At 67.7% G+C, this 20,120-nt stretch carries 14 protein-coding genes and 4 pseudogenes; 10 read left to right on the top strand and 8 right to left on the bottom strand.

Going from position 1 to position 20,120, the window contains the following annotated elements:
* Positions 1-238 precede the first annotated feature (238 nt).
* A complete protein-coding gene (locus tag ACZ404_RS36750; RefSeq protein WP_468447727.1) occupies positions 239-1,126 on the top strand; it encodes an LAETG motif-containing sortase-dependent surface protein in 888 nt (295 codons plus the stop codon).
* Positions 1,127-1,165: 39 nt separating this feature from the next.
* Here the strand turns inward: ACZ404_RS36750 and ACZ404_RS36745 are convergent, their stop codons facing one another.
* A complete protein-coding gene (locus tag ACZ404_RS36745) occupies positions 1,166-1,342 on the bottom strand; it encodes a hypothetical protein (RefSeq protein WP_468447731.1) in 177 nt (58 codons plus the stop codon).
* Here ACZ404_RS36745 and ACZ404_RS36740 point away from each other — a divergent pair.
* From ACZ404_RS36740 to ACZ404_RS36725, 4 genes and pseudogenes are all read left to right on the top strand, one after another.
* Positions 1,283-1,510: pseudogene (locus ACZ404_RS36740) on the top strand (RacP protein); the annotation flags it as partial. The gene ACZ404_RS36745 and the pseudogene ACZ404_RS36740 sit on opposite strands and share 60 nt — an antisense overlap.
* Positions 1,511-1,698: 188 nt before the next feature.
* Positions 1,699-2,244, top strand: a complete 546-nt coding sequence (locus ACZ404_RS36735; protein ID WP_468447725.1) for a hypothetical protein — start codon at positions 1,699-1,701, stop codon at positions 2,242-2,244.
* A gap of 44 nt (positions 2,245-2,288) precedes the next feature.
* Positions 2,289-3,053 (top strand): transposase, encoded by a 765-nt coding sequence (locus tag ACZ404_RS36730; RefSeq protein WP_468447723.1) that lies wholly within the window; start codon positions 2,289-2,291, stop codon positions 3,051-3,053.
* Between the two features lie 68 nt (positions 3,054-3,121).
* Positions 3,122-3,369 (top strand): annotated as a pseudogene (locus tag ACZ404_RS36725) (hypothetical protein); the annotation flags it as partial.
* Between the two features lie 120 nt (positions 3,370-3,489).
* Here the strand turns inward: ACZ404_RS36725 and ACZ404_RS36720 are convergent.
* Positions 3,490-4,566: a sugar ABC transporter substrate-binding protein gene (locus ACZ404_RS36720; RefSeq protein ID WP_468447719.1), complete on the bottom strand. Its 1,077-nt coding sequence runs from the start codon at positions 4,564-4,566 to the stop codon at positions 3,490-3,492.
* Between the two features lie 1,435 nt (positions 4,567-6,001).
* Here ACZ404_RS36720 and ACZ404_RS36715 point away from each other — a divergent pair.
* Positions 6,002-6,769: a transposase gene (locus tag ACZ404_RS36715; protein WP_468447717.1), complete on the top strand. Its 768-nt coding sequence runs from the start codon at positions 6,002-6,004 to the stop codon at positions 6,767-6,769.
* Between the two features lie 905 nt (positions 6,770-7,674).
* Here the strand turns inward: ACZ404_RS36715 and ACZ404_RS36710 are convergent.
* From ACZ404_RS36710 to ACZ404_RS36690, 5 genes are all read right to left on the bottom strand, one after another.
* Positions 7,675-10,104 carry a SpoIIE family protein phosphatase gene (locus ACZ404_RS36710; protein WP_468447715.1) on the bottom strand — a complete coding sequence of 810 codons (2,430 nt, stop codon included), beginning with the start codon at positions 10,102-10,104 and terminating at the stop codon, positions 7,675-7,677.
* Between the two features lie 37 nt (positions 10,105-10,141).
* On the bottom strand, positions 10,142-10,870 hold the full coding sequence (locus ACZ404_RS36705) for an HD domain-containing protein (RefSeq protein WP_468447713.1): 729 nt from the start codon (positions 10,868-10,870) through the stop codon (positions 10,142-10,144).
* A gap of 25 nt (positions 10,871-10,895) precedes the next feature.
* Entirely contained in the window at positions 10,896-12,713 is a 1,818-nt protein-coding gene (locus ACZ404_RS36700) for a PEP-utilizing enzyme (RefSeq protein ID WP_468447711.1), read from the bottom strand.
* A 43-nt stretch (positions 12,714-12,756) separates the two neighbouring features.
* Positions 12,757-13,851 carry a PEP/pyruvate-binding domain-containing protein gene (locus ACZ404_RS36695; RefSeq protein WP_468447709.1) on the bottom strand — a complete coding sequence of 365 codons (1,095 nt, stop codon included), beginning with the start codon at positions 13,849-13,851 and terminating at the stop codon, positions 12,757-12,759.
* Positions 13,852-14,414: 563 nt separating this feature from the next.
* The gene (locus ACZ404_RS36690; protein WP_468447707.1) at positions 14,415-15,530 is read right to left on the bottom strand and encodes an ABC-2 transporter permease; all 1,116 of its coding nucleotides are present in this window, start codon (positions 15,528-15,530) and stop codon (positions 14,415-14,417) included.
* A gap of 22 nt (positions 15,531-15,552) precedes the next feature.
* Here ACZ404_RS36690 and ACZ404_RS36685 point away from each other — a divergent pair, with 22 nt between their 5' ends.
* Entirely contained in the window at positions 15,553-15,720 is a 168-nt protein-coding gene (locus ACZ404_RS36685; protein ID WP_468447729.1) for a hypothetical protein, read from the top strand.
* A 103-nt stretch (positions 15,721-15,823) separates the two neighbouring features.
* On the top strand, positions 15,824-16,711 hold the full coding sequence (locus tag ACZ404_RS36680; protein WP_468447705.1) for a hypothetical protein: 888 nt from the start codon (positions 15,824-15,826) through the stop codon (positions 16,709-16,711).
* A 25-nt stretch (positions 16,712-16,736) separates the two neighbouring features.
* On the opposite strand, the gene ACZ404_RS36675 is transcribed toward ACZ404_RS36680, so the two are convergent.
* On the bottom strand, positions 16,737-17,516 hold the full coding sequence (locus tag ACZ404_RS36675) for a response regulator transcription factor (RefSeq protein ID WP_468447703.1): 780 nt from the start codon (positions 17,514-17,516) through the stop codon (positions 16,737-16,739).
* 971 nt (positions 17,517-18,487) lie between these two features.
* Here ACZ404_RS36675 and ACZ404_RS36670 point away from each other — a divergent pair.
* Positions 18,488-19,400 (top strand): annotated as a pseudogene (locus ACZ404_RS36670) (transposase).
* A 58-nt stretch (positions 19,401-19,458) separates the two neighbouring features.
* Positions 19,459-19,659: pseudogene (locus ACZ404_RS36665) on the top strand (transposase); the annotation flags it as partial.
* Between the last annotated feature and the right edge of the window lie 461 nt (positions 19,660-20,120).

The following is a 20,120-nucleotide window of genomic DNA, read 5'->3' as shown; positions in this document are numbered from 1 at the left end:
ATTCGGCTTCGGCTACTACCCCTACAAACACATCGGCGCCACAGCCTGGTACCTCCTCGCCGCAGCCCGCACCAACCCCCTCCACACAACCTGAAGCGCGAACTTGTGCAGCGACGCCCGACGGCCGGCCACTACCGAAGGCAGGCGCTCACTCACAACCCCACCACCACCCTCCCAGTGTTTCTCAGATCACGCCCCCGAACACGCACATGTGCACATGCCAAGAAACGGGTTCTCCATGTCCATAGCGAGACGTGTCACCGTACGCCGCCTACTGGAAACAGGCGCCGTGTCGCTCGCCCTCTGCGCCGCCTCCCTCGCCGCCGCCTCCGGAGCCTGGGCCGGCACCGCGCCCGGCGGCGACGGCTGGAAGTCCGGCGGCAGCTACAAGCCCGGTACGGGCGCCGGCACGAAGACGGAGACCGACCGCTGCCAGTTCTCGCTGGACGGCACCAACTTCTACGACTCGGTCAAGGTCGACGACCAGACCCTCAAGCCCACCGACGACGGCAAGGTTCACATCAAGGTCCGAACCGCCGGTGACGCCACCACCTGCACCGCCTCCCTCGCCTCGTACGTCGCCCACGGTCCGTCCTTCGATACTTCCGGGCTGCAGCTGTTCATCGACTTCGACAGCGTGACGGTCAAGCCGGGCCAGACCGACTCCCTTGACATCGCAGTGCCGGACGCGGACTGCTTCGCCCAGATCGACCTGTACCGGGGTGCTGTCAAGTTCGACGGCGTACTCGACGCGAAGGACGGCTTCGAGCACGGCGACCTGCCCAAGGGCCCGGACCACCCGGTCATCAAGGACAAGCTGATCGCGTCCTGGAACGGTGGCACGAAGGACTGCACGAGTACCGCGTCCCAGCCCCCGACCTCCGTCCCGCCGTCGACCCTGGCGTCCACCCCGAGCCCCTCTGCATCGAAGTCCGCGTCTACCCCGACCCCGAGCACCTCGGAGTCCACCACCGCACCCGCAGCCACCTCGAACGGCGGCAGCAGCCTCGCGGAGACTGGAGGCGGCAGCAACACCGGCATCATCGCCGGGGGCGCGGCGGTGCTCCTCATGGGCGGGGCGGCCATCGTCGTGGCGACCCGCCGACGCCGCACGACCGGTTCCTGACGGACTCGTTCCGGCAGACTCCGGCCCACGCCTGTCTGGTCACCCCTCCACGGTGGCCAGGCAAAGCTTGACGTGACGCCCCTCGTCGACGTCCACGGCGACATCGACTAGGGGCTGCTCGGGTGTGCCCTCGTGGAACTCCGACTCGCAGGGGCGCTGCCAGCGGTCGACGGGGCCCTCGCCCCACGGCGACGGGGAGACGCAGCCCGGCGGCACGCCGACACCATCCGCTTCGTGCTGTTCGAGGCCCGCCGGCCTCGCCTTCCACCATCTGGTGCGGGCCCGACCTGTCCCGCCACCAGGTACGCGACGGGCTCGCCGCCCTTACGCGACCTGCCTGCGGAGCGGGACTGGCCGCCGCTGATCTGGACCCGCGCGGTCGGCTAAGGGCTGTCCCGCAATGATCAAGAAGCCCTCGCTCGCGGACACACGAGCTGCGAGAGGAGCTCGTGCGCCGCACGAGCTGGCATCAGATTCGCTTGTTGAGCCCGGGAAAACCATTGGACCCGCTGATGGGGGCGCGTCGTAGGGTTCGGGGCGCGGAGACGCGCTCGACGGTGAGGGAACGGTGGATGGCGGGACTGTACGAGATCTGGCAGCGGGCGGAGGTGTCGCGCAGGCTCGACGTGTTGTCGGGCCTCATTGCGATGTGCGCAGCGGGGGACGACGACGCGCGACGCCGTCTCGCCCAGCTGATTGCCGGCGCGGACGCGGCCCTCTCCGCCTCGCCCCCAGATTTGGTGATCGCCTCGGAGTACCTGGATGAACTCGTCTGGTGGGCTGACACGGAGTGGGCCGATCACCCCTATCGTCCTGTGGAAGCCCGGCCCGACGAGGCCGACCGGCAGACGCGTGACTACGCCAAGGATCTCCGGCACGCCGCACTCCCGGTCCGCGTCCGGGACGAGATGGGCCGCATCGAGCTCAGTCTCGAGGTGCGGTTCCTGGCCTTGTGCCGCCAACCAGGGTTGGATTGTCGGATCCGCCAGGACGTCTTCTACGTCGCCGGGCGTGCCGCGATGGCCCTCGACCTCGGGCATCTGGAAGCGGCAGAGCGGGAGATCCGGCGCATGGAACAGGTGGGTTTCGTGGAGCCACGGGAGAGCCGCTGCGGCTGATTCGCGGCTATCCGAGGTCTACAGGTGTGGAACGATCTCTTCACGTGACTGGTGTGATCACGGCGTCAAAGCCGTCCTGGATAGCCCCGTTCTCCGGGCTGAGCCCGCGCACCTTTGGGAAGCTGGTGACGGTTCTGCGGCGCCAGGGTGCGGACGCGGAGGGCCGACCGTGGAGCCTTCCCTTGGAGGACCGGGCCCTGCTGGTCGCGGCGTACTGGCGCACGAACCTGACCATGCGGCAGCTCGCGCCGCTGTTCGGGGTCTCGAAGTCGGCGGCGGACCGGATCATCGACCACCTCGGGCCCATGCTCGCTCTTCAGCCCCGCAAGCGGTTCGCCAAGGACACCGTGCTCATCGTGGACGGCACCCTGGTCCCTACCAGGGACCACACTGTGGCCGAGCGGTCGAAGAACTATCGGTACTCCACCAACCACCAGGTCGTTATCGACGCCGACACCCGCCTGGTTGTCGTGGTCGGGCGGCCACTCGCCGGAAACCGCAACGACTGCAAGGCGTGGGAGGAATCCGGCGCCAAGGCCGCCATCGGCAAGACACTCACGATCGCCGACGGCGGCTACCCGGGCACCGGACTCGTCATCCCGCACCGCCGCGAGCGGGGCCAGGCCGAACTCCCTGCCTGGAAAGAGGAACACAACAAGTCCCACAAGCAGGTCCGCGCCCGTGTCGAGCACGTCTTCGCCCGCATGAAGACCTGGAAGATCCTCCGAGACTGCCGTCTCAAAGGCGACGGCGTCCACCACGCCATGCTCGGCATCGCCCGGATGCACAACCTCGCCCTCGCCGGATAGACCGGCGGGCCACACCGCGACCAAGTAGGCCCGAGCGGCCTGGAGATCATTTACGGTACAGCCTTTAGCAGCTCGGCGCCGACCGGGCCGCCCGGAGGCATACGAACGGGCCGTCGTTTCGGAGAAGCTTACCGAGTTCCGCCGGTTCATCACCGGCACCGTCGCCCCGCATGCCGCCGCCCACCCGAACGACAAGTGGGTACGCCACATCGCCGCCCAGCTCAACTCCACCAGCACGACAGCGAGCACTGAACCCCCACTCCAATACCCGCACTGGTCACGAGCAGCACCGCCGAACGATTACCCAGCGTCCTAGCCATGTCATGGCGGCATCAGGAACCACTCAGCAGAGCTGGATCGGCGACCGGGCAGACGGCGCCCGCGTCGCCGAGGCCGCCGCGGCCCGACTGCAGACAGCTCAGAGGTGAGACAGTCCTCAATTACACGGAGAACAGATGTCGGACAGCTTGTAGATGCCGTCAGCGATGACCGTTTCCTTGATATTGGTCTTGGTCAGGGCCACGACGGGCACGAGCTTCGCGGGGATGTTCGGGCTGGTGGGGCTGCCGACCTTTTCCGGGGTGAGGGAGTCGAACCGGATGTCTTTGCCCTGGACCTCGTAGATAGCCATCTTCGCGGCGGTTTCCGCCTCCGTCGGGTAGGGCTTGTACACGCTCATGTACTGCTCGCCGGTGAGGATCCGGTGCACGGCGTCGAGTGTCGCGTCCTGGCCGGTGATCGGGGGAAGCTTGGTGACGCCGGCCTTCTTGAGGGCTTTGATGACGCCGCCCGCCATGTCGTCGTTGGCGGAGTAGACGGCGGCGATGTTGTTCTTGCCGATGGCGTTGATCGCGTCGGTCATGTTGGCCTGGGCGGACTCCGGGTTCCAGTCCGCGGTGTCGTAGGACTTGGCGATGGCCACATTGCCCTTGAGCTGGGAGAGCGCACCCTCCTTGAACTGCTTGGCGTTCGGGTCAGTGGGCGAGCCATTGATCATGACGATCTTGGAGGAGGGATGGATGCCTGGACCCAGCGCCTCCAGCAGCGAGCGGCCCTGGACCTCGCCGACCAGTTCGTTGTCGAAGGAGATGTAGGCGTCGATCGGGCCCTCGGCGAGCCGGTCGTAGGCGATGACCGGGATGCCCGCGTCCTTGGCCTTCTTTACCTCGCGGGCAATGGTGTGCGAGTCGACGGCGTCGAGTAGAATCACGTCGACCTTGTCATCGATCATCTTCTGCATCTGGGTGAACTGTTTGTGCGCGCTCGCTTTCGCGTTGGCGTACTCGACCTTGCCTTGATTCCTCGTTAGCTCAGCGATATGACTCTTGATGATGGGGTAGTCGAACTTGTTGTACCGGGTGGTTCTCGTGTCCGGCAGCAGCAGCCCCACCGTCACGTCGTTGCCCTTGATCGGGCTGCCTCTGTCGCTAGTCCCTGAGGCGCCGAACGCCCCGCAGGCGGCCAGCGAAAGGGTCAGTGTGGGCGCGGCCACGGCTATAGCTATACGACGCATTGGGGTGCTCACTCCTGGCGCCTTCCGGACAAGTGCAGCGTTGCCACCCGGGTGACTGAAAAGTCGATGCGTGAACCGACCAGCGGACGTCAAGCGGAACCACTTAACGAGATGGGAACACTACCTCTGTTGGGTGTTAAGACCTTGAACTGCCCCGCCACCAGCAGCTATAGCCACGAAAGACGGAATCCAGCCGTAAGCGAAGTCTTGCACGCGTTCGGTGGCCTGCCCTTGTCGCTGAGCGCCAGGAGCTTGGCGATGCGTGCCGTCCGCCTGCCGATCACTGGGCAGCAGGACCGGTCAAAGTCAACGACGGCGTCAAGGAAGGCGTCGAAGGACCGCCTATCGATGGCCTTGAGGTGGCCCTCGACGGCTGCGGTGTCCTTGTCCCAGCAAGGACACCAGCACTCCGAGGACCGGCCCCGAACTGGCCCCCACCGGCGCCGATATCATTGCCAGCTTCGCGCCTTGGCTCATGTCGTCGGGCCGGCCAACGATGGGCATCCATGCACGCCTGGCACTTGGCCTGGCAGCTCACAGCGCGCTCGGCGTCGTAAGGGACCAGTGACGACCGCAATTTTGGCGGCGAGCACGGTGGCCAGTGCGGCCGTGTCTCCAAGCCCTGACAGGTGCCTTGGCCGCGAGCCGATTACAGCAGCGACGTGGGCGGTGGCATGGATTGCGGGCCTGAGCGGGTGGAGCGGCCGTGCAGGGCAAGGGCCCAGGCCAGACAACCGAAGGCGTTGGTGGAGGCCACGGCTCCGACGATTTTCCAGGTGCCCTCGGGGACTCGAAGCGCTCCCGTGTTGTGGCACTGTTCTCGCGTAGCTACATTTGCCCTTGCCTAAGGCTTGTCCCGTTACTCCTGACCGCGGGGCGTGGGTGATGGCATGATGACGTCCATGACTGCATACCGAAAGGCCGATGCCGCGTAGACGGCCTGGCGCCCTGCGGGTCGAACAGCGTGGTCCTCGCGCCTGGGAGTGCCCGCCGCCGAACCGGATCCACGGGCTCTCTGCCCGCACCAGCCTCGCGATACATCGGGTAGAGAGGCTGTCGGCCGATTATTACGTCTACCCCGGTGCCACGGACCGTGCGCTGCGGCGCTACCAAGCGTTTCTGGAACCGCCCGGACGTCGGCCTCTCTATCCGCAGGACGCGGAGTGCTCGTGCCGCGGCTGTTCCTTTGACGACGTGAGGCATGCCCGCGACGTGCTGGAGCTGGTCCTGGAGCAGCTGCCTGTCCGGGCTCGTGCCGAGTTGGAGCGCCAAGTGCTGTCTCTGGACGCTGTATACCTCAAGCGCACCCTTCCCGACCCGTTTGCCGACCGCAGGCAGTGGCGCTCTGACCTTTGGTGGCGTCGTCGACTCGCGGGCGGCAGGGAGCCTGGGTGAGTACCCAGGTCCAGCGCGGCGACAGTGAAATGATCACAGCGTGGCTGGTGTGATCACGGCGTCGGCGTCGTCATGGATAGTGCCCTTCAGCGGGCTGAGCCCGCGCCAGTTCGGCAAGTTGGTGACCGCTGTGCGGCGTGAAGGTGCAGACGCTGCACGTCGGGGTCGGCCGTGGGGCCTGCCGCTGGAGGACCGGGTGCTGCTGGTTGCCACGTACTGGCGTACCAACTTGACGCTACGCCAGCTCGCCCCGCTGTTTGGGGTCTCGAAGTCTTCAGCCGACCGCATCGTCGGCCATCTCGGCCCGCTGCTCGCACTCCAGCCCCGCAAGCGGTTCCGCAAGGACACGGTGCTCATCGTGGATGGAACTCTCGTGCCAACCCGCGATCACGCGGTGGCCGAACAGTCCAAGAACTATCGGTACTCCACCAATCACCAGGTTGTCATCGATGCGGACACTCGGCTGGTCGTCGTGGTCGGCCGACCACTTCCCGGCAACCGAGCCGACTGCAAGGCATGGGAGGAGTCTGGCGCCAAGGCCGCCGTCGGCGGCACCATGACGATCGCCGACGGCGGCTATCCAGGCACCGGCCTCGTCATGCCCCACCGGCGCCGCAAAGACGAGGAGCTTCCCGACTGGAAGCAGGCGCACAACAAGTCCCACAAACAGGTCCGCGCCCGCGTCGAGCACGCCTTTGCTCGCATGAAGACCTGGAAGATCCTGCGCGATTGCCGACTCAAGGGCGACGGTGTACACCACGCCATGAGCGGCATCGCCCGCCTGCACAACCTCGCCCTCGCCGGATAGGCGATCGGGCCGAACGACGGTCGACCTCGCCTCACCGAAGATCAGTTACGGGACAAGCCTTAATCATGAAGCGGGTGCGCCACAAGTCCGGGGCCGACTCGGCTCAGGTTCGCTCTGCTGTTGAAGTTCTTCGAGGTGGAGGCCCGGTTTATGGAGTCGGTCAGGGAGATGCCGACCTCCGCGGTGGAGTGACACCCTGCTGAACCATGTGCCGGAGATGCTCGACAGCGTGATGTCTGGCGTTCATCGACTGACTTCCAGGCGGCGTGAATCCACCTCTTCCGGTCTGCGGTGGGCCGAGGTCGTGGGCGAGGACGGCGCGGGTCATGAGGATCTCTGGAAGAGCCCCCTGCACACCGGCCATTTGGTGCAGAGGCTCGGCTCCGAGGCCGTCGGCCCCGGCCACGACGACGGTCACTACCCTGCCTTTCGCTCCGTCCGGCAGCCCAGCCAGAGCCCGCGCCGCGATCTCCTCAACCGGCCCCACGGCATGCACCGTCACTGGATTGCTCGAGCAGCGAGCGATGAGAGACGTGATCTGGCGTTGGAAGACCCGTTGCCGGTGCCGAATGACGTCCGTGTCGTCCGGCCGCCCACGGTTCACGCTGCGAGGCAACACCGCTGGGACGACTCGCTGCCGGACACCCCCGCGTTCTACCCCGGCGACATCCCACCCGCCTGGCCCGCTACGGTGTCCCGCCGAGCCGAGCGTGGTCTTGGCCCAGGTCGATTCCGAGAAGATCCTGCCTCCAGGCCCCGTGGATACAAAGCGCTCTATCCGGTGGCCCTCCTCCGGCGTCTTGGCCGGAAGGCCCGGCCAGCGACAGCGTTGTGCGGTCCGTGGCGATGCTGCCGGGGTAAAGCGAGGTAAAGCCGGGAACGTGTGCCAGCGGTATGTGGCGTGATCATCCAGCGGCGAGTCCTTTCAGGGAGATGAGCGGGCTGTCTGCCCCGGCCAAGGACTGCTCGCACCAGATCGTCTTGCCCGCCGCCGTCTGCCGGGTGCCCCAGCGCTCCGTGAGCTGCGCGACCAGCAACAGGCCCCGACCGCCCTCGTCGTACACCCGGGCCCGCCGCAGATGCGGTGCGGTGCTGCTGGAGTCGGAGACCTCGCAGATCAGCACGCGGTCGTGGATGAGCCGCACCTGGATCGGCGGGTCTCCATACCGGATGGCGTTCGTGACCAGTTCACTCACCAGCAGCTCGGTGACGAACGCGGCCTCTTGCAGTCCCCACTCGTCAAGGGCGCGGACGGCGTCCGACCGTATCCGCGCCACAGCGGCGGCGTCGGCCTCCACGTCCCACACGGCGACTCTGTGCGCGTCCAGGGCCTGGGGGCGCACCAGGAGCAGGGCCGCATCGTCGGCGGGGCCCTCGGGCAGCAGCTTGCGCACGACGTGATCGCACAGGGAGTCCAGCGAATCCGACGGCACGACCAGCGCCTCCCGCAGGTCCTCAAGCCCCTCCCCAAGGTCGCGGTGGCCGGAATGGATCAAGCCGTCGGTATAAAGGGCTAGCAGGCTGCCCTGCGGGAGGAGGACATCCACCGATTCGAACGGCAGCCCGCCCAGTCCGAGCGGCGGTCCCACGGGGACGTCCAGGAACTCCGCGCTGCCGTCCGAACCGACGACGGCGGGCGGCGGGTGGCCGGCAAGCGCCATGGAACAGCGTCTGGAGACCGGGTCGTACACCGCGTACAGGCAGGTGGCCCCGATGTCCCTGGCGGCCTCCGCCCACGGCCGCTCCGCGTCGGCCCCGGACTCCGCCGACAGCCGCAGGACCAGGTCGTCGAGATGGGTGAGCAGTTCGTCGGGAGCGAGGTCGACATCGGCAAGAGTTTGTACGGCGGCGCGCAGTCGGCCCATCGTGGCGGCCGCGTACATGCCGTGCCCGACCACGTCGCCGACCACCAGCGCGACCCTGGCTCCCGAAAGCGCGATCACGTCGAACCAGTCGCCGCCCACGCCGGAACGCTGCTCGGCTGGGAGGTAGCGGAAGGCGGCCTTCACCGCCGACTGCTCGGGCATCCGCTGCGGCAGCAGGCTGCGCTGCAGAGTGAGAGCCGCGACGCGTTCGCGAGTGAAGCGCCGGGCGTTGTCCAGGCAGACCGCCGCCCTTGCGACCAGGTCCTCGGCGAGGGACAGGTCGTCCGCGTCGAAGCTCTCGGGAGTCTCACGGGTGCGGGTGAACCACACCACGCCGAGGGTCGTGCCCCTGGCCTTCACCGGGACGAGAATCCATGAGTGCGTGCCGAGCCGTCGGACCTTCTCCTGCCGCTCGGGGGTCTGATCGATGTAGCTACGAATCGGCGGAGCAGCATTGGTCCGGTACAGCGCGGACTGGCCGGTGGCCAGGCACAGGGCGGCCGGCGAGTTCGCGAGGTACACGTCCGCCTCGCCGGCGGTTTGCTGTGCCAAGGTGACCCCCTCGAACAGCGTCAGTTCCGCGATGCGTCGCAGTTGCACGGGTCCGGCCAACGGCCCCGGAGCGGGCTCGTCGCCCCGGAGGATGACCTCCAGCAGATCCACACGGGCGACATCGGTGAACCTGGGTACGGACACCTCGGTGAGCTCACGCGCGGTCTGTACCATGTCGAGGGTGCTGCCGATGTGCAGGCTCGCGTCGTCCAGCAAAGAGAGCCGCTCCCGGGCACGGCGCCTCTCGGTCACATCACCTACGAGAGCACAGACCCCGAGCGTACGGCCCTCTGCGTCCCGCAGTGGTGTCGCCGAGACGCTGAAGACACGGGATCCGAGTCCGGTCAGGACGGTGCCCTTGAGCTCGCTGACCTGCTCCTCCCCCGTGGCCATGGCCAGCCGCATCCGCTCCTCCCACTCCACGGCATCGGGGCCGGCGAGGACATCCGTCAACCGGCGCCCGCGTCGCGCCTCGTCCGGCAGGCCGCTGAGGCGGTGCATCGCGGCGCTGTGCCACATGCTGCGCAGATCGGTGTCGTACACCGTCAGGGCCAGGGGCGAGTCCCGCATCAGCCAGCCGGACAGCGATTGCCGGAGCCCCTCGGCGGCCGGCCTGTACGACGGGCCGATGAGCAGGACGGTGCCGAGTCCTCTTCCGCTGCCGTCCGACCCCGGGTCGAGCGGGTGGCGGGAGACGGTCACGGCCAGCCGGTGCCCGTCCTTGTGGCGTACGACAGCCCCTTGTCCCCGGGCAGCCTCCCCGCCGGAGAGTACGGGGGCGTCCAGCAGCTCCGCCACGGACCGGCCGCGGGCCTCGGACCTGGTGTAACCGAGCAGGCGTTCCGCTCCGGGCGTCCACCCGATGATCAGGCCCTGCCGGTTGGTTACGACCACTCCGAGCGGCGGATCGACGTCCATGCAGTCAAGACTTACGCCGGAGACACCCATAATCAAATCAACCGAGACAAGACATCCAGGGCATGATGGGCACGTTCAGGCCGCTTCGCCGCGCGCTGAGATCGGTGCAGGCCAGCACGGTGAGTGCGGCGGCGACGACACGGGCCGGTTCGGTGAGCAGCCGGTCGCAAGTACGTCCCGTCACGAACCGCAGTGTCTGGTCCGGGTCGAGAACGAACCAGGCACCGATGGTGCGCAGGCCGTGCGGGGTCAGCCGCCACAGCTTGTCGGCGTCCTTCACCACGGCGTCGTCCAGGTCGAGGGCATCCTTGCGGGTATCGTGCCCGTCGATGATGGCGACGATCCGCTCAGTGGCCCGCTCGGGGTAGTCGACATCGGCGAGGATGCGGGCGGCGATGGCGGCGCCCTCGGTCTCATGCCTGCGTATCGTCTCGTGCCCGGCAGGTCCGGACCGCCCGGCGATGGCGGGCAGGATGTCCGCAGGGTCGACCGTCTTCCAGCCGGTGTCGTGCAGGAGGACGGCGGGCAGCACGACGTCCTCCCGTGTCCCTGGCAGGGCGTCCAGGAGTGCGGCCGCCAGCGCGAAGGCGTACAGGGAGTGGGCGCCGTTGTCGCGCACGTCGAGGTAGGGACGGGCGCGGTCCCATATCTCTCGCCGGACGCCGGTCAACGGCACGGGCCAGGGAAGCGTGTCGCTCGGCGGTATCTCCGAGGAGGCAAGCGGAAGTGTCGGCAGCGGCTCGCGGGCCACCGGGTCGGAAGTCATGACGTCTCCTGTCGTACGTGGCCGGTCAGTCGAGAAAGGTGACCGTGCCGGCCGTGCCGTCCACACGGATCCGCCGGCCGGACCTGATGCGGGTGGACGCCGAGCCCGTCCCAGTGACGGCGGGCAGGGAGTACTCACGGCAGACGATGGCCGCGTGGGACATGACTCCCCCGATGTCGGTGACGGTCGCGCGGACCTTCCCGAAGACCGGCGCCCAGCTCGGCGCCGTGACCGGCGCGACCAGGATGTCCCCCTCTTGGAGGAGGTCCAGCTCGTCTGGACTGCGGATCACCCGGGCCGTGCCGTCGGCCACGCCCGGCGAAGCGGCCATGCCGGTCAGGTCGCCCAGGTCGCCCGGGGCTGCCAGCCATGACCGGATCCGCTCGCTGGTTATGCCCCACAGCATGACGCTGAACGGCTCGGTGATGGCTCGCGGCGGCTCGTTCAACGCCGGTTCCGGGTGCTGCCGGGCGAGCGCGGCCACGATCCGGCGTCGCCGTGCCACCTCCGGTGGCCAGTGGCCGGGGCCGGCAGGCCCGACGCCAATCGCCCAAGCGGACGCGTGATCGAACAGCGCGGCCCGGACTTCGTCACGCGTGAGGTAGAACATGTCATTGGCGTCGGGCCAGAACCCTGCCCGGTGCAGCAGGGCGGACAGCTCCCTGGCCTTGCGCCAGAAGACGCCCATTGTCCAGTGCTCGATGTAGAAGTTGTGGTTCTCCACATACGGGTAGACCTGGCGGGCGAGGCCCAGTTTCGCCTCGAAGTCGGCACGTGCCGGGGAGTCGAGCAGGGCGGCGTACTCACCGGTGATGCGCTCGCGCTCGGCGGCGAGTTCGGAGAGGTGCCGGTCGATGGCCTCGCCCCGCCGCAGGCGCAGTATGTAGTCGCGGACGTACCCCAGGGGAAGCGAGGGAGTGTCCCTCCAGTAGCGGTCGTCGCTGTAGAGACCATTGCCCGAGGTGAAGTTGAACCAGGGATCGCGGGCGGCGTTCCAGGCGTCGAGCCAGTCACGGCCGCCCGGCTCGCGGCTGAGCAGGCTCAGGGTGTGCTCCCCGGGGTCGGGCAAGGTCAGTGCCCTGTCGACGCCCAGTTCGACAGCGAGCCTTGCCAGTTTCCGGAGCTCGTTGTCCGGGCGGAACAGCTCCATCTCCACGCCCGTGACCATCGCCGCGATGCCCTGGTCCGGGATGTCCGGGAACCGTTGCTTGCAGAAGTGGAAGAAGTCCAGATAGGCCGCGTACCCGAGGTTCAGGAACTCGAAGTGGTACTGCCAGGCGCGGTGACACAGGGCGAGGAGCCGGTCGTACCCGCTGATCAGGACATCGGCGGCACCCAGTCCACTCCCCGCTTCGATGTCCTCGTAGGGCTGGACCTCCGGCGGTTCGCTGAAGCTGATCGACTCGAGTTCACGGATGGTGCCGAGGACCTTGCCCTTCCAGTTCTCCAGCAGCCTGTCCCAGTTCGCGTAGTAGTAGCCGGCGCGTTCCAGGAACTGCGGCACGCGGGCGGCGATCCGGCTTTCCGGCGCGGCCACCGGGCTCAGATAGACGTAGCCCTGGTGGACGCGGAACATGACACCGTACGCGGGTGGTATGACAAAGTGTCGGGTGTTGAACTGGCCCAGGCCCTTGAACGCGAGCTCGGTGACGGACGTCTCGAATGGCTTGACCACGGTGGGCCAGTGCTGGCTGTCGCGGAACCAGAACCGTCCCTCCTCGGCCGAGCGCCGCCAGGACTGGAAGAGCATGTAGTACGGGTAGAGCTCCTCCCATCCCTCCGCACCGGCAGGGGTGGTCATCTCGTAGGGGCTCGGGAACGCCGTGCGCGACGCCGTTGTCATGACACGGTCCCTTCATCGCTGGCGGGCAGGTTCGTTCGGCAGTTCACGACGGCGTCCTACCCGGGCCGAGCAGGGTGTCGATGATGCTGGAGACGCCCGCGCCCCGGCTGGTCGAGACCGCTGCCCTCGCCCGACTGCTCCAGGCCGTCTCGGGCCGCGTCTGCAGCAGCACCACGGGGGCGCCCGCGGTGGCATCCGCGCAGTCGCGTTCGTGGCGGTCGATGGCCCATTCGATGTCCTGAGGGAGGCCGTAGTGCCGCTCGACGTTCTTGGCCAGGCGGGCGATCTCGACGACCTCCGGCGGAGCCAGGCAAGGGACCCGCCGACGGCCCTCCTCGACATCTCGCCGAACGAGCCCGTGCCCGTCGGAGGTCGGAGCCAGTTCCTGGTGCTTCGGCGACACAGTCGTCCGTACGGTCCTGAGCAGTACCTTGTCCACCAGATACGCGTCCGGGGTCACCTGGCCAGACACCATGAGCTGTCCCAGTCCCCAGACCGCCTCCACCATGATCTTCGAAGGGTCGCCGTCCGCCGGGTTGACGGTCACGGCAGCGCCGGAGGTACGGGCATCGACCATCTGCTGCACCCCGACCGCCATGCGCAGCCCTCTCTGCAGCAGCCCATGGGCCGCGCGGTAGATGATCGCGCGATCCGTCCACAGGCTCGCCCAGCAGCGCCGAACGGCGTCGAGGACGGCATCGGCACCCCGGATCCACAAGAACGTGTCGTGCTGCCCTGCCCAACTCGCCTCTGGCGAGTCCTCCTCCTCGGCGCTCGATCGGACGGCCACCGGGGCATCCGGACAGTCCACGGCCCGGCAGAATTCCTCGTACGCCGTCGTCACCGCCAACGCGACCGAAGAGGGCACAGGTGCCTCCCCGACCATGCGGCGGATCTCGGCGCCGCATGGTGGGACGACGCCCGGATCGGCAGCGAGCTTGGCGAGGGCGGTGTCGACGGCCCACCGCAATCCACCGTGGTCGAGCAGCGCATCGAAGGCATCCGTGGTCACCGCGAACCCGGGCGGGACAGGAGCACCGGCCCGGGTCATCACGGCCAGCGCATCACACTTGCCGCCAAGCCTGCCCGTCCCCGACGCGGCAGAGCTGTCGAACGCGACGGTGTATGGAGAGCTCACGTCTTCTCACTCCACTGCCACGGACCGCGTGCCGTCGGCATCGGCCTCCTCATGCGAGGAAGGCACGGTCCCTGAAGGCAAGCCTAAGGCGCCCGCCACCCTCCCGCACCAGGCAACCGCTCGCACCATGCCGCCTGGCGCGTGCGGTGGTCAGCGCTCGGTCAGGCACATGACCGACATGTTGTCCCATGCAGGATCGACGGCCGTCGCCCTAGGGCGGAAGGTGCGGGCGGCGACCGGTGTTCGCCGGGTTTCGGCGCCACACCAGCCGAAAAGCGGGGTGAACCCCGGCGGCATCCAAGCCCTGGCCGGACAAAGGGGGGTCACCTGGGAACGGCAGTGAGGCCGCCTGCGTGGTGGGAAGGCCCGGTCGTGCGTCGTATCTCCGCACCAGAATCCGAGGGCTACCACCCGCCACGACTCACTACGTTCCGACGTGAGCCTCCGTTGCCGTGCCGGAGTGACCCGGCCCTCGAGGAGAGGAAGGTGGTCGGGCAGGGTTGCGGGCTCCGCGCGGAGTCGAAGCCACCGGACGGACAGCTCCGGCGCAGGCGTGCCGCGGGTCATGCGGTGGTGGCGGCGGCTTCCGGCGTCGACTCCGGTTGAGCCGCCTCGAGAGCGCTCTCTCGGCGCTCACGCCACCAGGCGGCCGTCCAGGCGAACACCGCGCCGCCCACCGCGTAGGAGGCGAGCACCCAGAGCGCCAGAGCGGTGGCGTGGCCCGAGAAGTACACGGTGTTGCGGACCAGGGTCGTACCGGCGCCGGGCGGCAGCGCCTGTCCGATCGCGCTCCAGAACGACGGCAGCAGCGGAGCCGGGTAGACACCGCCGGAGCTCGGGTTGCCCAGCACCACGAAGAGCAGGATGACCACACCCGTACCCAGCAGTCCCAGCAAGGTCTGCAGGGCGAGCGCGGTGGTCCCCGCGGCCAGGACGATCAGGGCACCGATCATGGTCAGTGCCCAGAAGTGACCACTGAGCGCGTCGAACACCGGTCCGACGACGACTGCTCCGGCGAGGCCCGACACGATCGCGTACGGCACGAGAACGGCGAGGCGGATCAGGGTGCGGTGCCGGCTGCCGGGCCGGGAACCCGCCGCCATGCCCATGATCGTCGCGGTCAGGTAGCCGCCGATCACCCAGCCGAGGACGAGGTAGAAGGACGTCATACCGCGCCCGTCCTTGGCCTTCGGGGGCCGGATGTCGGTGACGATGATCTGCCGCTTCTGCGCCGTCTCGATCTCCTGCGCGATCTGCGTCGCCGTCTGTGACACCGACGGACCGCCCGCCGACGCGACCAGGAGGGTGTCCTTGGTTCCTGTCGCGTCGAAGAGGAAGGCGGCGTCCGTCCTCCTCGTCAGGACCCACTGCCGGGCGACCGTGGCGCTCGGCGCCGCCATCGCCTTGACCGGGTCGCCGTCGAGACCGTCGAGCTGGGCGACGATCTTCCCGGACACCTGTTGCGGAGCGGCCACCGCCACCGGAATCCGGTGCGGCGTGGGGGAGTGGAAGGCTCCGACGTAGGACACGACGAAGGCCAGCTGGACGAGCAGGACACCCAGCACGAGCAAGAAGGCCCGAAAGGTGACGGCATCCTTAAACTCGGCCACGAAACCGGAAGACTTGGCGCCGCGCGCGGCGGCGGATATGCCAGATGAGGTGCTGGAAGGTGCTGTCATGATCGCATGATGGCACAGCCGGATGAACCCGTTCTTCCGCTTCCCTGTACCCCTGAACGGCGTCTCCCCCAACCTGATCGCCGAACTTCTGGACCGCGGCTGGTCGAAGACCGGTCTGGCCAAGCCGACCTGGCAGAAAAGTATCGAGTCCCTCGATGGCTGGTCTGACGTTACTCTGATCCGCCTCTGATGCTGCCATGAGCAACGGCCTGTTGGCTGTTGCTGGAAATGGAACGCCGCCGCCGCGGTGCCCTCCGTTTCCGCACGTGACGATGCACAGGAGCGAGACGCGAGTGAGCCGCAGAATCAAGCGGTACGTGACGGTCTGCGCGGCCGTCCTGACGACGGCGGCCGGCATGGCCGTCACCGCACCCCCCGCAAGCGCCAATCCGCCGTCCGGCGTCAACATCCGCGGTAAGGAGTCCTTCGACACCGACGCCTTCATGGACAAGATCTGCGGCGACATCAGCACGCAGGACAAGGCGTTCGTGTTCAACATCAACACCGGCGAGGTCGTGGACTCCGCCGACGCCTACGAGAAGGAGCCCTACTACCAGCTCGTCCCCGGCGACTCCCACAAGGCCTACACCACTGCACCGTACGGAACCCACTGGGCCCTCACACCCGGCTGGGAGGTCTTCGGCGGCAACTGCGAGTACCCGGAGTCCTCGAGCTGGACCTGGTACGACAGCGAGCGGAAGATCTCCGACGACACCGTGACCAACTGCGGCACCGGCACGGCCACCCTCTCCGTCAACGAGTCGTACGCGACCACACGCACCACCACCAAGACCGTCGGCGTCAACACGAAGGCCTCGGTCAAGGTCGCCGACATCTACACCGGCGAGCTCGGTGCCAGCTTCAACTACTCCTGGGCCATCAGCAACACCCACACGCTGGGCCGGCAAGCCGGCATCTCGGTCCCGCCCGGCCGCCAGGGCTACATCGACGCCCGTCCGCTGAAGAGGACGGTCCGCGTCAACCCCGTCTTCCACGTCATCATGTACCAGTGGAGCGACGGCAATTCGGAGTTCGGTACGACCGTCCACGACTGGCGCGGCCGCGGCTACGACCGTATCTGGTCCTACGGCTTCTACACCGACGGTGTGGCGGACGTCCTCAACAGCGACGGCACCCCGGCGATGGACTACGTCACCCGTGACGAGCCCGGTCGCTGCTGAGCACAGCCGGGTGAGCGGAGGCCGGTCACCGGGCCGTGGGCGCCCGGCGGCCGGCCTCCCGTTCCATCCGGTAGCCGACCCCGCGCACGGTCCGGATCAGTGACTGATCGCGGTCGCCCAGCTTGCGGCGCAGGTAGTAGACGTAGGTCTCCACCACCCCCGACTCTCCGCGGAAGTCCGAATGCCAGACCCGGTCGAGGATCTGCCCCTTGGTGACCACCCGGCCGGCGTTGTCCATCAGATAGTGCAGCAGGTCGAACTCGCGGGGTGTGAGGGCCACCTCGGCCCCGTTCCGCCGCACCTCCCGCGTCACCGGGTCCAGCGTTAGGAGGCCCGAACGCAGCAGTCGGCTGTCCCGGCCCGTCGGCATCCCGCGTCGATCGGCAGTGTGGATGCGGGCAACCACGTCGGACAGCTCGGCGGTATGCGCAGCGAGGACATCGGAACCGAGCATCAGGCCGTGCACCCGAATCTCGGTGTCCTCGCCCGCGGAGACGAAGAGCACCGAGGCCCTCACCCCGCCGACCCGCAATGCACGGTAGGAGGCCAAGCCGTCGGTGTCCGGGTCGTCCACATCGAGGACCACCACGTCGGGCCGTACGCAGACGCCGACCGGCACGGCGTCTCCCACCCGGCCGGCCACGAATACCTCGAAGCCGAGCCCACGCAGCCGCTCGAGCAGAGGCCCGGTGCCGCCGTCGGCCGCCACAGCCAGGACGCGAAGCGGGCCGATTGAGTTTTGAACGTTCACGTACACATAGACGCGACGTCGCAGACGAATGTGGCAAGCGATCTGCAAACGCATTGTGACTTCTGGGTGACAAGACGCGACTCAGCCCCCGGACTTGCGCCGACCGTCCCCGAACACTGCCAGGAAGCCCACCCACCCGTGCGAGCCAGTGCCCCCCACGCGGACGATCCCCTAATCAGCAGGTGATGGCTCAACTGGCGGCCCTCGGCAAGCCCTGCGCGGCCGGCGCAGATGTCCGCAGCGCTTGTCATAGCCGAATGCCTATTCCAAGTTGTCCATCAGCGACCAGCAGAAGTAGCTGCGGCCTCATCCATGTCGACTACGCCACGCAACGGCACCCTGAAAACCAGTCCTCAGCGACTGCGCGACACCGCTGCCGCGTCGCGGGGCCGGTGAGGGGTCCACCAAGGCTTCCGGTAAGTCCTCAAGATTCAGCTCGTGTTGATACGTCCTTGCTGTGTGCCGCGGGGTGGTTTGACGTCGCAGGCCTTGGGGTGATCAGCTCGCGGCAGCGAGGTAGGACACCCTCACGTACGGCCCAGGGGAAGGGCCCACGGATGCGGGTGGTCTTGTGAAGCCGCGTGTTTTAATCGACTCTATCCGGTTCGTCGAATAAGCAACCTTCCTCATGGGCCCAATGGACACTTGCCTTCCTGGCCGCACAGGCTAGGGAGTGGGGAATCGAGGTCAGCCGCTCCCAGTTCCGGAGGATTCTGCTGGCCGAGGCGTGCTCCCGCGCCGTGCCCGCTCCTGAACCCGTTCAGTGGGCTCCGACTTCGCGGGGAAGGGACGCGAATCACCGGCCTCTAATGCCGCCGCCCGACGGCGCGACGGTCATCTGCGCCGACGAACCCGGGTCGGTGCTCCCCCGCGCCTTCCTATCCACACCGGTCTGGTCACCGGAGGGGCACTACATCAAACCCGAGATCGGCACAGCCGCGGACCGGAGAAGACCTAACGAGTTGGTGCGTAATAGCGGGTGAGGTGTCGTGCCAGGCAGGTGGCATGAACTGGTTGTGGCGATCATAACTAATCGGGCGGTGCTGGCGCATGGGCTGTTCACTGGGATCTCTCGACGGCATCTCGCCTGCCTGGTTGAGGAGTTGGCGGTGCCGTGGCAGGCCGGACTCGAGGGCCGACGCCATGCTGCACGAGGAGGAGTCCGGAAGCGGGCCGCGGGTGCCGGCGCCCGCCACCAGCTGGTGTTCGTCGACCGGCTGGTGGCCACGCTGATCCATCTGCGGCACGACTTGCCGCACTCGGTGCTGGGGCTGCTGTTCGACGTCGACCGTTCCACCATCACCCGTGCGATCGCAGAGATACGTACGCTCCTGGCCGAGCGAGTGCGCGGTCCCCGGCCGTCCCGGCCTGCGACTGCGGACGCTGACGGACGTGTTCGCCTACGCCCAGGCCGAAGGCATCGAGCTGCGGCTGGACGCCACCGAGATCCAGGTCCGCAGGCCGCCGGCCAACCGCGGCGGTCGCCGTGCGTTTGTCTCGGGCAAGAAGAAGCAGAACACGATGAAGGCCACCGTGATCGCCGACTGGCGGGGCCGCACGTTATGGACCGATGCCCTGCGGCCTGGACGTATGCACGACGCCACGGCCGCCCGCAAAGAAGGCATCGCCGTCTGCTTCCAGCACTTCCCCGACGTCGAGGTCCTCTTGGACGACGGCTACATCGGCCTGAGCCGCGACCACCGCGGGCAAGCGATCACACCGCCCAGAAAACCCCGGCCCGGGGCACTGCCCGGCAGAGTCGAACAGTGGGAACGCGACCGTCACGGGCACTCATCCGACCGCATCACCGTCGAACACGCCCTCGCCGACCACAAACGCTGGAAGCAGCTGATGCGCTGGACCCATCGCCGCGACCGCCTGCCCGACACCTACCGCGCCATCGCCGGCCTCGTCTCCGACCGCACCAACAACACCTGAGAACAGGCAACGACCAGGCCAAACACGTTGCACCCACTATCACGCACCAACTCGTAACAAACCGGTCATCGCCCGACGAGGCGTCCCGCACGGCTCCGGCCTCGGTGCTTACCGCTGGGTCGTCGAACGCACGATTGCCTGGCTGCACGGCTTCCGACGCTTACGTGTCCGTTGGGAACGACGCGACGACATCCACGAAGCCTTCCTCGGCCTCGCCACCTGCCTCATCACCCACCGACACGTCCAACGCCTTTGTTAGGACCTCTTAGCCGGACCTCCTCAAATATCCGCAAGCCTGAGGTCGCCGACCGCTGGACCTGGCTCGCCCTGGCCGCCTGCACCCAGCGCCGCCTCGCCCGCGCGCACCCGACCGACTCCGCCCCTGGGAGCAGCGCAGCTCTCCAGACAGGCTCACTCCCGCCGGCGTCCGCCGCGACTTCCGGCCCATCCGCCCACAGACGGCCTGCCCGGTCAGAGCCCCAGAACCCACCCGCCCCGGACCAGCGGGTCGAAAGAACACCCGTCCCGCACCCCGCCACGACGTGCGCGCATTCAAGAAGACCCAGCCAACAGCACAATAAGAGAATCAACCTCCACGAAGCCCCGCCGCACTGGTTAAAGATCGAGCTGAGCGACTTTCACCTTTGGCTGCGTCTCCCCGGTGGTGTAAGGGCCGTTCCCGGATGCATGAGTAGGAGTGCCGTGGAGGTGCGTGGCTGA

It is taken from the genome of Streptomyces sp. NPDC030798 (genome assembly GCF_055572275.1).
The sequence above is the reverse complement of the archived record's forward strand: the minus strand, read 5'-3'. Positions and strand labels throughout refer to the sequence as shown.

Bases quoted from the DNA above. Each gene is read 5' to 3' on its own strand.
- ACZ404_RS36750 (WP_468447727.1), top strand. From the start codon at position 239: ATGTCCATAGCGAGACGTGTCACCGTACGCCGCCTACTGGAAACAGGC.
- ACZ404_RS36735 (WP_468447725.1), top strand. From the start codon at position 1,699: ATGGCGGGACTGTACGAGATCTGGCAGCGGGCGGAGGTGTCGCGCAGG.
- ACZ404_RS36720 (WP_468447719.1), bottom strand. From the start codon at position 4,566: ATGCGTCGTATAGCTATAGCCGTGGCCGCGCCCACACTGACCCTTTCG.
- ACZ404_RS36710 (WP_468447715.1), bottom strand. From the start codon at position 10,104: ATGGACGTCGATCCGCCGCTCGGAGTGGTCGTAACCAACCGGCAGGGC.
- ACZ404_RS36705 (WP_468447713.1), bottom strand. From the start codon at position 10,870: ATGACTTCCGACCCGGTGGCCCGCGAGCCGCTGCCGACACTTCCGCTT.
- ACZ404_RS36700 (WP_468447711.1), bottom strand. From the start codon at position 12,713: ATGACAACGGCGTCGCGCACGGCGTTCCCGAGCCCCTACGAGATGACC.
- ACZ404_RS36690 (WP_468447707.1), bottom strand. From the start codon at position 15,530: ATGACAGCACCTTCCAGCACCTCATCTGGCATATCCGCCGCCGCGCGC.
- ACZ404_RS36685 (WP_468447729.1), top strand. From the start codon at position 15,553: ATGAACCCGTTCTTCCGCTTCCCTGTACCCCTGAACGGCGTCTCCCCC.
- ACZ404_RS36675 (WP_468447703.1), bottom strand. From the start codon at position 17,516: ATGCGTTTGCAGATCGCTTGCCACATTCGTCTGCGACGTCGCGTCTAT.